This window comes from Pseudomonas sp. GW821-FHT12A04 (assembly GCF_058807755.1).
The window spans coordinates 288,652-303,223 of sequence record NZ_JBXAQZ010000004.1 but is presented as its reverse complement, the minus strand read 5'-3'; the positions used below and the strand labels follow the sequence as shown (position 1 = coordinate 303,223).

Below are 14,572 nucleotides of genomic sequence, written 5' to 3'. Positions count from 1 at the left end.
CATGCGAAGCGCGCGCCAGTAGCGGAGCTTGCTTCAGAGGGTAGTTAATTGAACGATATGGCAAAGAATCTGATCCTGTGGTTGATCATCGCGGCTGTCCTGGTGACGGTGATGAACAACTTCTCCAGCCCTAACGAGCCGCAGACCCTCAACTATTCCGACTTCATCCAGCAGGTCAAGGATGGCAAGGTCGAGCGCGTAGCGGTTGATGGCTACGTGATTACCGGCAAGCGCAACGATGGCGACAGCTTCAAGACCATTCGCCCGGCGATCCAGGACAACGGCCTGATCGGCGACCTGGTGGATAACCACGTCGTGGTCGAAGGCAAGCAGCCTGAACAGCAAAGCATCTGGACTCAGCTTCTGGTTGCCAGCTTCCCGATCCTGGTGATCATCGCCGTGTTCATGTTCTTCATGCGGCAGATGCAGGGCGGTGCCGGTGGCAAGGGCGGGCCGATGAGCTTCGGCAAAAGCAAGGCGCGCCTGCTCTCCGAAGATCAGGTGAAGACGACCCTGGCTGACGTTGCCGGTTGCGACGAAGCCAAGGAAGAAGTCGGTGAACTGGTCGAGTTCCTGCGCGATCCGGGCAAATTCCAGCGCCTCGGTGGCCGCATTCCTCGTGGTGTGCTGATGGTGGGGCCTCCGGGTACCGGTAAAACCTTGATCGCCAAGGCCATCGCCGGCGAAGCCAAGGTACCGTTCTTCACCATTTCCGGCTCCGACTTCGTCGAAATGTTCGTCGGCGTGGGTGCCAGCCGTGTTCGCGACATGTTCGAGCAGGCCAAGAAACACGCTCCATGCATCATCTTCATCGACGAAATCGATGCGGTCGGTCGCCATCGTGGTGCTGGCATGGGTGGTGGTCACGACGAGCGCGAGCAGACGCTCAACCAATTGCTGGTTGAGATGGACGGCTTTGAGATGAATGACGGCATCATCGTGATTGCCGCGACCAACCGTCCCGATGTTCTGGACCCTGCGCTGCTGCGTCCGGGCCGTTTCGACCGTCAGGTTGTAGTTGGTCTGCCGGACATCCGTGGTCGCGAACAGATTCTCAAGGTTCACATGCGCAAAGTGCCGATGGGCGACGACGTTGCCCCGGCCGTGATCGCTCGTGGTACTCCAGGCTTCTCCGGTGCTGACCTGGCGAACCTGGTCAACGAGGCATCGTTGTTCGCTGCCCGTGCCGGCAAGCGCATCGTCGAGATGAAAGAATTCGAACTGGCGAAAGACAAGATCATGATGGGCGCCGAGCGCAAATCCATGGTCATGTCCGAGAAAGAAAAGCAGAACACGGCTTATCACGAAGCGGGTCACGCCATTGTAGGTCGTGTCGTGCCTGAGCATGATCCGGTGTACAAGGTTTCGATCATCCCGCGCGGTCGCGCTCTGGGTGTGACCATGTTCCTGCCGGAAGAAGATCGTTACAGCCTGTCCAAGCGTGCGTTGATCAGCCAGATCTGCTCGCTGTACGGCGGTCGTATCGCTGAAGAAATGACCCTGGGCTTCGATGGCGTGACCACCGGTGCCTCCAACGACATCATGCGCGCCAGCCAGATTGCGCGGAACATGGTGACCAAGTGGGGTCTTTCGGAAAAGCTCGGTCCGTTGATGTACGCCGAAGAAGAGGGTGAAGTGTTCCTCGGTCGCGGCGGTGGCGGTCAGAGTGCAAGCTTCTCTGGTGAGACAGCCAAGCTGATCGATTCCGAAGTGCGCAGCATCATCGATCAGTGCTATGGCACGGCGAAGCAGATTCTCACGGACAACCGTGACAAGCTCGATGCGATGGCCGATGCCTTGATGAAGTACGAAACGATCGATGCCGAGCAGATCGACGACATCATGGCGGGTCGTACGCCTCGCGAGCCGCGCGACTGGTCGGGTGGCACGGGTACTTCCGGCACCCCTCCGGTGGTGCAGGATGAGCGTCCGGAAACACCGATCGGCGGTCCTGCTGCTGACGTATAAGGTTTTAAATGACTTCTGTTCAGTCCTCGACCCGGTTGCCTTGCGGCAACCGGGTTCTTGATTTGGCCCAGACGCATGTCATGGGTATTCTCAATGTCACCCCTGATTCTTTCTCCGATGGTGGCCAATACAGCCAGCTCGACGCGGCCATGCGCCATGCCGAAGCCATGGTGGCGGCCGGCGCGACGCTGATCGACGTCGGTGGAGAGTCCACCCGCCCTGGTGCCAGGGTTGTGTCGCCACTCGAAGAGCTGGAGCGCGTAGCCCCTATCGTCGAGCGCATCAATCGCGAGCTGGATGTGATCATCTCGGTCGACACCTCAACGCCTGCCGTCATGCGAGAAGCAGCGCGCCTGGGTGCGGGCCTGATCAACGATGTGCGTTCGTTGCGACGCGATGGTGCCCTGGATGCTGCTGCTGCCACCGGGCTGCCGGTTTGTCTGATGCACATGCTGGGCGAGCCGGGCGATATGCAGGACAATCCGCAGTATCAGGATGTCACCCGGGAGGTCGGCGAGTTTCTCGCCGAGCGCATGCATCAGTGTTCATTGGCGGGTATTCCAGCCGAGCGGATCATTCTTGATCCCGGCTTTGGCTTCGCCAAAACCTTGCAGCACAATCTGAGTTTGTTCAAACATATGGAAGCCCTGCATGTCTTGGGGCGGCCCCTGTTGGTCGGGGTTTCGCGTAAGAGCATGATTGGTCAGGCATTGAATCGTCCGGTGGGAGACCGGCTGTATGGTGGTTTGGCGCTCGCGGCGCTGGCTTTGGCGAAAGGTGCGCGTATATTGCGCGTCCATGATGTAGCCGAAACAGTGGATGTGGTGCGGATGATCGCCGCAGTGGAATCAGCCGAATAAGAATGAAGGAGCACTTATGAGCAAAAAATATTTTGGCACCGATGGTATTCGTGGGCGTGTCGGTGAGTACCCGATTACTCCTGATTTCATGCTCAAGCTCGGCTGGGCTGCAGGCATGGCTTTCCGCAAGATGGGCGCCTGCAAGGTATTGGTAGGCAAGGACACCCGAATCTCCGGCTACATGTTTGAGTCGGCGCTTGAAGCGGGGCTGACGTCGGCAGGTGCCGATGTGATGCTGCTGGGGCCGATGCCGACTCCGGCAATCGCCTACCTGACACGCACTTTCCATGCCGAGGCAGGCATCGTCATCAGTGCGTCACATAATCCGCATGATGACAATGGCATCAAGTTCTTCTCCGGCCAGGGCACCAAGCTTCCGGATGAAGTCGAGCACATGATCGAAGAGCTGCTCGATACCCCAATGACTGTGGTTGAGTCGAGCAAGATCGGCAAGGTGTCGCGAATCAATGACGCGTCGGGTCGGTATATCGAATTCTGCAAGAGCAGTGTGCCGACCGGTACCAGCTTTACCGGCCTCAAGATTGTGATCGACTGCGCCCATGGTGCGACCTACAAAGTGGCGCCGAGCGTGTTCCGCGAGTTGGGCGCTGAAGTCGTCGTATTGTCGGCGCAGCCGAATGGATTGAACATCAACGACAATTGCGGTTCGACCCATATGGGGTCGCTGCAGGCTGCCGTTGTGGCCGAGAAGGCTGATCTGGGCATTGCCTTCGATGGTGACGGTGATCGCGTTCAGATGGTCGATCACACGGGAGCGGTGGTGGACGGCGACGAATTGCTGTTCATCATTGCCCGTGACCTGCATGAGCGCGGCAAGCTGCAGGGCGGCGTGGTCGGAACCCTGATGAGTAACCTGGGGCTGGAGCTGGCCTTGGCGGATCTGGGTATTCCATTGGTGCGCGCCAATGTCGGTGACCGCTATGTCATTGCCGAGCTGCTGGAGCGCAACTGGATCGTGGGTGGTGAAAACTCCGGGCACATCGTGTGCTTCAGCCACACCACCACGGGCGATGCAATTATTGCGGCGCTGCAGGTGTTGATGGCGCTGGGCAGGCGTGACGAAGGTCTGGCGCAATCGCGGCAGGCGCTGCGCAAGTGTCCTCAGGTGCTGATCAATGTGCGATTCGGCGGCGGCGCAAGCCCTCTCGAGCATCCGTCGGTCAAGGAGGCCAGCGAGCGTGTGACCAAGGCCATGGCAGGTCGCGGGCGTGTGCTGTTGCGCAAGTCCGGAACCGAACCGCTGGTGCGTGTGATGGTCGAAGGCGAAGACGAAACGCAGGTTCGTGGGTATGCCGAAGAGCTGGCAAAACTGGTTACTGAAGTTTCTGCCTGAATTCGGCTTGCCAGCCATGATTGTGTTGGGTAACATCTGCGCCCACTTTGACCGACGAGGTACAGCATGCGTCGCCCTATGGTAGCTGGTAACTGGAAGATGCACGGTACCCGCGCCAGCGTCGCAGAGCTGATCAACGGCCTTCGTGACTTGGCCTTGCCGAGCAGTGTTGATGTTGCGGTATTCCCGCCTTTCCTGCATATCAATCAAGTGATTGAAGGCCTGGAAGGAAAGTCGATTTCGGTCGGCGCGCAGAATTCTGCGGTGGAATCCGGACAAGGTGCGTTGACCGGTGAAGTTGCACCGAGTCAGTTGGTGGATGCAGGTTGTTCCCTGGTGCTTGTCGGGCATTCCGAGCGCCGCCAGATTCTGGGGGAGCAGGACGCAATGCTGATCCGCAAGTTCGCAGCGGCACAGGCATGTGGCTTGACTCCGGTGTTGTGCATAGGGGAGACCCTGGAGCAACGTGAAGCCGGAAAAACTCTTGAGGTTGTCTCGCGTCAGCTTGGCAGTATCATTGAGGAGCTGGGTGTCGGTGCCTTTGCCAAGGCAGTGATCGCTTACGAGCCGGTCTGGGCCATTGGCACGGGGCTGACTGCAACGCCGCAACAGGCGCAGGATGTGCACGCAGCCATTCGCGCCCAGTTGGCGGCAGAGAATTCTGAAGTCGCACAAGGTGTGCGGCTTCTATACGGCGGCAGCGTGAAGGCGGCCAATGCGGTCGAACTGTTCGGCATGCCGGATATCGATGGGGGTCTCATTGGTGGGGCTTCCCTGAATGCAGATGAGTTCGGTGCGATCTGTCGCGCCGCGGGAAACTGAAAAAATGCTGGAAACAGTCGTAGTCGTTTTTCATCTGCTGGGTGCATTGGGCGTAGTAGCTCTGGTTTTGCTGCAGCAGGGTAAAGGTGCGGATGCTGGCGCGTCTTTCGGAGCAGGTGCTTCAAATACTGTGTTCGGAAGCCAAGGTTCCTCTACCTTTCTTAGTAAGTTTACTGCTATACTTGCCGCAGGTTTTTTCATAACCAGCTTGGGGTTAGGTTACTTTGCTAAAGAGAAGGCTCACCAGCTGACTCAAGTAGGTCTCCCAAATCCAGCGGTGCTGGAAGTTCCAAAGCAACAACCGGCTTCTGATGATGTCCCGGTGCTTCAAGAGCAAAAGTCGGCTACTCCAGCGACTGACGTGCCTCCAGCTCAAGAGCAGAAGTAAGAAGGGTTTCAAACGTAGTATTGCCGAGGTGGTGGAATTGGTAGACACGCAACCTTGAGGTGGTTGTGCCCATAGGGTGTAGGGGTTCGAGTCCCCTTCTCGGTACCAATTAGTCAGGAGAGCCCGCTGTTGCGGGCTTTCTTGCAGGTGGAAGGTTACATTGACCCTGTAGGGGATCGGTCGTATACTTCCGCCCCAGCTTTGTCGCGGGGTGGAGCAGTCTGGTAGCTCGTCGGGCTCATAACCCGAAGGTCGTCGGTTCAAATCCGGCCCCCGCAACCAGTTTAAGGAGCCCCTTTTAAGGGGCTTTTTGTTAGCTGGACACTTTCAACGCCGCTGTTCGACGGCGTTTCAAGGATGGGCGTTTCGCCCATTTTTTTATTTTGCATAGCATGCACATACATGCACTAGGGGGTTCAGGTGTCGAGCAAGCTAGAAGAGTTGCAGGCCTTGCTGGCCCCGGTGGTCGTGGCCCTAGGCTATGAATGCTGGGGTATCGAGTTTTCGGCTCAGGGTCGTCACTCGATGTTGCGCGTTTATATCGATAAAGAAGGCGGCGTGCTGGTGGACGATTGCGCCATCGTCAGCCGTCAGATCAGCGGTGTGCTGGATGTTGAAGATCCAATCTCCGTTGAGTACACCCTTGAAGTTTCCTCGCCTGGCATGGAACGCCCTCTGTTCACTCTTGAGCAGTTTGCAAAATTTGCCGGTGAACAAGTGAAGATCAAGCTGCGCTCGCCTTTTGAAGGACGACGCAACTTTCAGGGCCTTCTGCGCGGCGTAGAAGAGCAGGATGTCGTGGTGCAGGTAGATGACCATGAGTTCCTGTTGCCGATCGATATGATCGACAAGGCCAACATTATTCCCAGTTTTGACTGAGGCGTGCCAGATACTGCGGATCCCGCGGATCCAATGGCTTGCGAAAGGCGAGGCGTACGATGAGCAAAGAAGTACTGCTGGTTGTTGAGTCGGTATCCAATGAAAAGGGCGTACCGGCAAACGTGATTTTTGAAGCGCTGGAGCTGGCCTTGGCCACTGCTACCAAAAAGCGTTTTGAAGACGAAGTTGATCTGCGTGTGGAAATCAACCGCCACACGGGTGCATACGAGACATTCCGTCGCTGGACGGTCGTCGAAGAAGCAGACCTGGACGATCCGGCCATCGAAACCTGGCCGAGCAAGGTTGCTGAAACGCATCCTGGCGCCAAGGTCGGTGACGTCGTAGAAGAGAAGATCGAGTCCATCGAGTTCGGCCGCATTGCTGCACAGACTGCCAAGCAAGTCATTGTGCAGAAAGTTCGCGAAGCCGAGCGCGCTCAGGTTGTTGACGCTTACCGCGAGCGCCTGGGTGAAATCATCTCCGGCACCGTGAAAAAAGTTACCCGCGACAACGTGATCGTTGATCTGGGCAACAACGCTGAAGCGTTGCTGGCCCGTGAAGACATCATTTCTCGCGAAACTTTCCGGGTTGGCGTGCGTCTGCGTGCGCTGCTCAAGGAAATCCGCACCGAGAACCGCGGCCCGCAGTTGATCCTGTCGCGTACCGCGCCGGAAATGCTGATCGAGTTGTTCCGCATCGAAGTGCCGGAAATTGCCGAAGGCCTGATCGAAGTGATGGCTGCGTCCCGTGATCCGGGTTCGCGCGCCAAGATCGCCGTTCGCTCCAAGGACAAACGCATCGACCCGCAGGGCGCTTGCATCGGTATGCGCGGTTCGCGCGTCCAGGCAGTGTCGGGTGAGTTGGGCGGTGAGCGTGTTGACATCGTCCTGTGGGACGACAATCCGGCTCAGTTCGTGATCAACGCCATGTCCCCGGCCGAGGTTGCGGCAATTATCGTTGACGAAGATGCCCACGCAATGGACATCGCCGTTGGCGCAGACAATCTGGCTCAGGCCATCGGTCGCGGTGGTCAGAACGTGCGTCTGGCCAGCCAGTTGACTGGCTGGACCCTGAACGTGATGACCGAATCGGACATCCAGGCTAAACAGCAAGCAGAAACCGGCGACATCCTGCGCAACTTCATCGACGAGCTGGAAGTCGACGAAGAACTGGCTCAGGTGCTGGTTGATGAAGGCTTCACCAGCCTGGAAGAGATTGCCTACGTACCGTTGGAAGAAATGCTCAACATCGACGGCTTTGACGAGGAAATCGTCAACGAGCTTCGCGCTCGTGCCAAGGATCGCTTGTTGACCAAAGCCATCGCTACTGAGGAAAAGCTGGCAGACGCCCATCCGGCCGAAGACCTGCTCTCGCTTGAGGGTATGGACAAGGATTTGGCGATGGAACTGGCGGTGCGCGGCGTAATTACCCGCGAAGACCTGGCCGAGCAGTCTATTGACGACCTGCTCGACATCGACGGCATTGACGATGATCGTGCCGGCAAGTTGATCATGGCCGCCCGAGCCCACTGGTTCGAGTAATTAGGCGCGGCCTGAGGAGAGAAGTGCATGACGCAAGTCACGGTGAAACAACTGGCCGATGAGGTCAAAACACCGGTAGAGCGCCTGTTGCAGCAGATGCGTGAGGCAGGTCTGCCGCACACCGCCGCCGAAGAAAGTGTGACTGACAGTGAGAAGCAATCGTTGCTGACTCACTTGAAAAGCAGCCACAAGGCGAAAGTGGAAGAACCACGCAAGATTACGCTGCAGCGTAAAACCACCAGCACCCTGCGTGTTGCTGGCAGCAAGAGCATCAGCGTTGAAGTACGCAAGAAGAAAGTCTTCGTACAGCGCAGCCCGGAAGAAATCGAAGCCGAGCGCAAGCGTGAACTGGATGAACGTCGCGCAGTAGAAAATGCTGCTCGTCAGAAGGCTGAAGAAGAAGCCAAGCGTCGCGCCGAAGAAGAAGCGCGTCGCCAGCCTGCTGCTGCGCCGACCGCTCAAGCCGAACCTGTTGCAGCGCCTGCTGCGGTGGCCGAGCCAGTTCGCGAAAGCGCACCGGTTGTGGCGGCTGCTCCAGCTCCTGCGGCCGATACCCGCAAGCGCGACGAACAGCGCCGTCCGGACAAGCCACGTGCCGATGACAGCAACCGTCGCGGTAGCGGCGATGGCGAGCGCAAAAACGCTCCGCATCGTGCTTCGGTCAAGGAAAAGGCTCCGGCTCCACGTGTTGCCCCACGTACTACCGACGAAGAAAGCGATGGCTTCCGTCGTGGTGGTCGCGGCAAGGCCAAGCTGAAGAAGCGCAACGCCCACGGTTTCCAGAGCCCGACCGGCCCTGTCGTGCGCGAAGTGAAGATCGGCGAAACCATCACTGTTGGCGATCTCGCCCAGCAGATGTCGGTGAAGGCTGCTGAAATCATCAAGTTCATGTTCAAACTGGGTACTCCAGCGACCATCAACCAGGTACTGGATCAGGAAACTGCCCAGTTGGTTGCCGAGGAACTGGGCCACAAAGTGACCCTGGTCAGCGACACCGCCCTGGAGGATTCCCTGGCCGAGTCCCTGAAGTTTGAAGGCGAGGCAGTTTCCCGTGCACCAGTCGTGACCGTAATGGGCCACGTTGACCACGGTAAGACTTCCCTGCTCGACTACATCCGTCGTGCCAAGGTTGCTGCTGGCGAAGCCGGTGGTATCACCCAGCACATCGGCGCATACCACGTTGAAACCGACCGTGGCATGGTGACGTTCCTCGACACCCCTGGTCACGCCGCGTTTACCGCAATGCGTGCCCGTGGTGCCAAGGCGACCGACATCGTGATCCTGGTGGTTGCAGCGGACGACGGCGTGATGCCGCAGACCATTGAAGCTGTCCAGCACGCGGTAGCGGCTGGTGTGCCACTGGTTGTTGCAGTGAACAAGATCGACAAGCCAGGTGCTGACCTCGATCGCATCCGTAGCGAACTGTCGGTTCACGGCGTGACGTCGGAAGAGTGGGGTGGTGACACTCCGTTCGTACCGGTCTCGGCGAAGATGGGTACTGGCGTCGACGAACTGCTCGAAGCCGTATTGCTGCAAGCCGAAGTCCTGGAACTGACTGCAACTCCGTCGGCTCCTGGTCGTGGTGTCGTGGTTGAATCGCGTCTGGACAAGGGCCGTGGTCCGGTGGCTACCGTTCTGGTTCAAGACGGTACCCTGCGCCAAGGCGACATGGTCCTGGTCGGTTCGAACTATGGCCGTGTACGTGCCATGCTCGACGAGAACGGCAAGCCAATCAAGGAAGCCGGTCCGGCCATCCCTGTCGAGATTCTCGGCCTGGACGGTACCCCGGACGCTGGCGACGAGATGAGCGTGGTTGCCGACGAGAAGAAAGCCCGTGAAGTGGCTTTGTTCCGTCAAGGCAAGTTCCGCGAAGTCAAACTGGCTCGTGCACACGCCGGCAAGCTGGAAAACATCTTCGAAAACATGGGTCAGGAAGAGAAGAAGACGCTCAACATCGTCCTCAAATCCGACGTCCGTGGTTCGCTGGAAGCGTTGAACGGTGCCTTGAACGGCCTGGGTAACGACGAAGTGCAAGTGCGCGTGGTCGGTGGCGGCGTCGGTGGTATCACCGAATCCGATGCCAACCTGGCACTGGCCTCCAACGCTGTACTGTTCGGCTTCAACGTGCGTGCCGATGCCGGCGCGCGCAAGATCGTCGAGCAGGAAGGTCTGGATATGCGTTACTACAACGTGATCTACGACATCATCGAAGACGTCAAGAAAGCCCTGACCGGTATGCTCGGCAGCGATGTTCGCGAGAACATCCTGGGTATCGCCGAAGTGCGTGACGTGTTCCGTTCGCCGAAGTTTGGCGCGATCGCCGGTTGCATGGTTATCGAAGGTGTTGTTCACCGTAACCGTCCAATCCGTGTACTGCGTGAAGACATCGTTATCTTCGAAGGCGAGCTGGAATCCCTGCGCCGCTTCAAGGATGACGCTTCCGAAGTACGTGCCGGCATGGAATGCGGTATCGGCGTGAAGAGCTACAACGACGTTAAAGTCGGTGACAAGATCGAAGTCTTCGAGAAGGTGCAGGTTGCTCGCAGCCTCTAACTCGCGCACTTCAGGAGCCGTGACGGGTCGTCGCATGCAAATGCGCTATTCGTCACCAGGACTCTAAACGCAACGCCCGGTCTGGCTTTTGTCAGGCCGGGCGTTTGCCGCTTTCAGACCTCACGGGTTTGACCGTGGGGCAGTAACAGGTAACAAGACATGGCAAAAGAATATAGCCGTACCCAACGCATCGGCGATCAGATGCAGCGTGAGCTGGCACAACTGATCCGTCGTGAAGTCAAAGACCCGCGCGTCGGCCTGGTCACCATTACCGCAGTGGAAGTCAGCCGTGACGTCGGTCACGCCAAGATCTTCATCACCGTGATGGGGCAGGACAGCGCCGAAGAAATTGCACAAAGCATCAAGGTGCTCAACTCTGCCGCCGGTTTCCTGCGCATGCAGTTGGCTCGCGAGATGAAGCTGCGCAGCGTTCCACAGCTGCACTTCCACTACGACGAAAGCGTCGTGCGTGGTGCGCATCTGTCGGCATTGATCGAGCGCGCAGTGGCTGAAGACAATCAGCATCCGGTTGCGGCAGAAGCCGAAGACACCAAGGAGTAATCGGTGGCTCAGGTCAAACGTATCCGTCGTAACGTCAGCGGCATTATCCTTCTCGACAAACCGCTGGGGTTCACCTCCAACGCGGCCTTGCAGAAGGTTCGCTGGTTGCTGAACGCCGAAAAGGCAGGTCATACCGGCAGTCTCGATCCCTTGGCCACCGGCGTGTTGCCGCTGTGCTTCGGCGAGGCGACCAAGTTCTCGCAATACCTGCTCGATTCCGACAAGGGTTATGAAACCCTGGCGCAACTGGGCAAGACCACCACCACGGCGGATGCCGAAGGTGAAGTTTTGCAGGAGCGCCCGGTGACCGTTGGTCGCCCCGATATCGAGGCTGTACTGCCGAAATTTCGTGGGCAAATCAGTCAGATACCGCCGATGTACTCGGCACTCAAGCGAGATGGCCAGCCGCTGTACAAGCTGGCTCGTGCAGGCGAAGTAGTGGAGCGCGAACCGCGTTCTGTTACTATTACGCGCTTGGAATTGCTGGCCTTCGAAGGTGATACTGCGCGGCTGGCGGTGGATTGCAGCAAAGGCACCTATATCCGTACCCTGGTGGAGGATATCGGTGAGCAACTCGGTTGTGGCGCTTACGTTGCAGAACTGCGACGTACCCAGGCTGGGCCATTCACCCTGGCGCAGACGGTTACCCTCGAAGAGCTGGAAGCGGTACATGCCGAAGGCGGCAACGAAGCGGTCGATCGCTTCCTGATGCCATCGGACAGCGGCCTGCTGGATTGGCCACTGTTGCAGTTCTCGGAAGCGAGTGCGTTCTACTGGCTCAACGGCCAGCCGGTACGTGCCCCGGATGCTCCGAAGTTCGGCATGGTACGGGTACAGGATCACAATGGTCGCTTCATCGGTATCGGTGAAGTGAGCGAAGACGGGCGCATCGCGCCGCGTCGACTGATTCGGTCAGAATGACCGGACGAGGGTGGCTGTCAACAGGCACGGTCACTACTCATTTTTAGATACAGGGATTTGTCCCTGGCCTGTTGAAACTGTTTTTCTGAAACAGTTTCCTGATAAAAGGATTGCCTCATGGCTCTCGACGTTCAAGAAAAAGCTCAAATCGTAGCTGACTACCAGCAAGCTGTTGGTGACACCGGTTCGCCAGAAGTGCAAGTTGCACTGCTGACCGCCAACATCAACAAACTGCAAGGTCACTTCAAGGCCAACGGTAAAGACCACCACTCCCGTCGTGGTCTGATCCGCATGGTTAACCAGCGTCGTAAGCTGCTGGACTACCTGAAAGGCAAGGATCTGGGTCGTTATCAGACTCTGATCGGTCGCCTGGGTCTGCGTCGCTAATAAGCGATTGCGCTAGAGGTTGGTTGTCTGTCGTGCACCAGCGGGTTTCCCGCCGGCGCATGGCAGGCTCCCAGCCTCAAGTTTTATCTGGATACCTGCTTTGCCTGAGTAACACCTGGACAAACCGGTCGGGCCGATTCCCGGCGTTGCCCAAGAATTTCGCAAGAAACCAGTTCCCCCAAGAGCCACAAAGAAGGTAGGACACCGTGAACCCGGTAATCAAAAAATTCCAGTTCGGTCAGTCGACCGTTACCCTCGAGACTGGCCGTATCGCCCGTCAGGCCTCCGGCGCAGTATTGGTCACCGTTGACGACGACGTCAGCGTATTGGTGACCGTAGTCGGTGCAAAACAAGCCGATCCAGGCAAGGGCTTCTTCCCTCTGTCTGTTCACTACCAGGAAAAGACTTACGCTGCCGGTAAGATCCCTGGCGGTTTCTTCAAGCGCGAAGGCCGTCCTTCCGAGAAAGAAACCCTGACTTCCCGACTGATCGACCGTCCGATCCGTCCGCTGTTCCCGGAAGGCTTCATGAACGAAGTGCAGGTTGTCTGCACCGTCGTTTCCACCAGCAAGAAGACCGATCCGGACATCGCTGCGATGATCGGTACTTCGGCTGCGCTGGCGATCTCCGGCATTCCTTTCGATGGCCCGATCGGCGCTGCCCGCGTTGCGTTCCACGAAAGCACCGGTTACCTGCTGAACCCGACTTATGAGCAACAGGCTGCTTCGAGCCTGGACATGGTCGTTGCCGGTACTTCGGACGCTGTGCTGATGGTTGAATCGGAAGCCAAAGAGCTGACCGAAGACCAGATGCTGGGCGCGGTACTGTTTGCTCACGACGAGTTCCAGGTTGTGATCAACGCCGTCAAAGAACTGGCCGCTGAAGCTGCCAAGCCAACCTGGACCTGGGCTCCTGCGCCAGAAGCCACCGAACTGCTGGGCGCTATCCGTGCCGAGTTCGGCGAAGCGATCTCCCAGGCCTACACCATCACCGTCAAGGCCGACCGTTACGCTCGCCTGGGCGAGTTGAAGGACCAGGTGGTTGCCAAGCTGTCCGGTGAAGAAGGCCAGCCTTCTTCCAGCGAAGTCAAAGCGGCTTTCGGCGAAATCGAATACCGCACCGTTCGCGAAAACATCGTTAACGGCAAGCCACGTATCGACGGTCGCGACACCAAGACCGTACGTCCGTTGAACATCGAAGTCGGCGTTCTGCCAAAAACCCACGGTTCGGCTCTGTTCACCCGTGGCGAAACCCAGGCTCTGGTCGTTGCAACTCTGGGTACTGCCCGTGATGCACAGCTGCTGGACACCCTGGAAGGCGAGAAGAAAGACCCGTTCATGCTGCACTACAACTTCCCTCCGTTCTCGGTAGGCGAGTGTGGTCGCATGGGTGGCGCTGGTCGTCGCGAAATCGGTCACGGCCGTCTGGCCCGTCGTTCGGTTTCGGCCATGCTGCCTGCCGCTGACGTGTTCCCGTACACCATCCGTGTTGTGTCGGAAATCACTGAATCCAACGGTTCGAGCTCGATGGCTTCCGTTTGCGGCGCTTCCCTGGCCCTGATGGACGCTGGTGTGCCGATGAAGGCGCCGGTTGCCGGTATCGCCATGGGTCTGGTTAAAGAAGGCGAGAAATTCGCCGTCCTGACCGACATCCTGGGTGACGAAGACCACCTGGGCGACATGGACTTCAAGGTAGCCGGTACCGCCAAAGGCGTCACCGCGCTGCAGATGGACATCAAGATCAAGGGCATCACCGAAGAGATCATGGAAATCGCTCTGGGCCAAGCCCTGGAAGCGCGCCTGAACATCCTCGGCCAGATGAACCAGATCATTGGCCAGTCGCGTACCGAACTGTCGGCCAACGCTCCGACCATGATCGCGATGAAGATCGACACCGACAAAATCCGTGATGTCATCGGTAAAGGCGGCGCGACCATTCGTGCGATCTGTGAAGAAACCAAGGCTTCGATCGACATCGAAGACGACGGTTCGATCAAGATCTTCGGCGAAACCAAGGAAGCGGCTGAAGCAGCACGTCAGCGCGTTCTGGGCATCACCGCTGAAGCCGAGATCGGCAAGATCTACGTCGGCAAGGTTGAGCGCATCGTCGACTTCGGCGCATTCGTCAACATCCTGCCGGGCAAGGACGGTCTGGTTCACATCTCCATGCTGAGCGATGCTCGCGTTGAGAAAGTGACCGACATCCTGAAAGAAGGCCAGGAAGTGGAAGTGCTGGTACTGGACGTGGACAACCGCGGCCGTATCAAGCTGTCCATCAAAGACGTGGCGGCAGCCAAGGCTTCGGGCGTTTAATCACGCCTCACGCCTGACCGCTTCAA

Annotated in this window: 12 protein-coding genes and 2 tRNA genes; all 14 read left to right on the top strand. The window is 58.1% G+C overall.

Annotated features, from left to right (window positions below):
- Nucleotides 1-57 precede the first annotated feature (57 nt).
- Nucleotides 58-1,968 carry an ATP-dependent zinc metalloprotease FtsH gene (gene ftsH / locus AC1RS8_RS09025; protein WP_057716478.1) on the top strand — a complete coding sequence of 637 codons (1,911 nt, stop codon included), beginning with the start codon at nt 58-60 and terminating at the stop codon, nt 1,966-1,968.
- Between the two features lie 8 nt (nt 1,969-1,976).
- Nucleotides 1,977-2,828: a dihydropteroate synthase gene (gene folP / locus AC1RS8_RS09020; RefSeq protein ID WP_218494886.1), complete on the top strand. Its 852-nt coding sequence runs from the start codon at nt 1,977-1,979 to the stop codon at nt 2,826-2,828.
- A gap of 16 nt (nt 2,829-2,844) precedes the next feature.
- Entirely contained in the window at nt 2,845-4,182 is a 1,338-nt protein-coding gene (glmM, locus tag AC1RS8_RS09015) for a phosphoglucosamine mutase (RefSeq protein WP_057716476.1), read from the top strand.
- 66 nt (nt 4,183-4,248) lie between these two features.
- The gene (gene tpiA, locus AC1RS8_RS09010) at nt 4,249-5,004 is read left to right on the top strand and encodes a triose-phosphate isomerase (RefSeq protein ID WP_218494887.1); all 756 of its coding nucleotides are present in this window, start codon (nt 4,249-4,251) and stop codon (nt 5,002-5,004) included.
- A gap of 4 nt (nt 5,005-5,008) precedes the next feature.
- Nucleotides 5,009-5,392 carry a preprotein translocase subunit SecG gene (gene secG, locus AC1RS8_RS09005; RefSeq protein WP_017336473.1) on the top strand — a complete coding sequence of 128 codons (384 nt, stop codon included), beginning with the start codon at nt 5,009-5,011 and terminating at the stop codon, nt 5,390-5,392.
- A 22-nt stretch (nt 5,393-5,414) separates the two neighbouring features.
- A tRNA-Leu gene (locus AC1RS8_RS09000) sits at nt 5,415-5,500 on the top strand.
- Between the two features lie 97 nt (nt 5,501-5,597).
- Nucleotides 5,598-5,674, top strand: a tRNA-Met gene (locus AC1RS8_RS08995).
- A gap of 138 nt (nt 5,675-5,812) precedes the next feature.
- Nucleotides 5,813-6,271, top strand: coding sequence for a ribosome maturation factor RimP (gene rimP, locus AC1RS8_RS08990; RefSeq protein ID WP_007915250.1), 459 nt, complete (start codon nt 5,813-5,815; stop codon nt 6,269-6,271).
- A 59-nt stretch (nt 6,272-6,330) separates the two neighbouring features.
- Nucleotides 6,331-7,812: a transcription termination factor NusA gene (nusA, locus tag AC1RS8_RS08985; protein WP_007988680.1), complete on the top strand. Its 1,482-nt coding sequence runs from the start codon at nt 6,331-6,333 to the stop codon at nt 7,810-7,812.
- A 27-nt stretch (nt 7,813-7,839) separates the two neighbouring features.
- On the top strand, nt 7,840-10,365 hold the full coding sequence (gene infB, locus AC1RS8_RS08980; protein ID WP_090453038.1) for a translation initiation factor IF-2: 2,526 nt from the start codon (nt 7,840-7,842) through the stop codon (nt 10,363-10,365).
- Nucleotides 10,366-10,524: 159 nt separating this feature from the next.
- The gene (gene rbfA, locus AC1RS8_RS08975) at nt 10,525-10,926 is read left to right on the top strand and encodes a 30S ribosome-binding factor RbfA (protein ID WP_007973108.1); all 402 of its coding nucleotides are present in this window, start codon (nt 10,525-10,527) and stop codon (nt 10,924-10,926) included.
- Between the two features lie 3 nt (nt 10,927-10,929).
- Nucleotides 10,930-11,847 (top strand): tRNA pseudouridine(55) synthase TruB, encoded by a 918-nt coding sequence (gene truB, locus AC1RS8_RS08970; protein ID WP_090453040.1) that lies wholly within the window; start codon nt 10,930-10,932, stop codon nt 11,845-11,847.
- Nucleotides 11,848-11,964: 117 nt separating this feature from the next.
- Nucleotides 11,965-12,234, top strand: coding sequence for a 30S ribosomal protein S15 (rpsO, locus tag AC1RS8_RS08965; RefSeq protein ID WP_015093441.1), 270 nt, complete (start codon nt 11,965-11,967; stop codon nt 12,232-12,234).
- A gap of 206 nt (nt 12,235-12,440) precedes the next feature.
- On the top strand, nt 12,441-14,546 hold the full coding sequence (gene pnp / locus AC1RS8_RS08960; protein WP_007915263.1) for a polyribonucleotide nucleotidyltransferase: 2,106 nt from the start codon (nt 12,441-12,443) through the stop codon (nt 14,544-14,546).
- Nucleotides 14,547-14,572 lie beyond the last annotated feature (26 nt).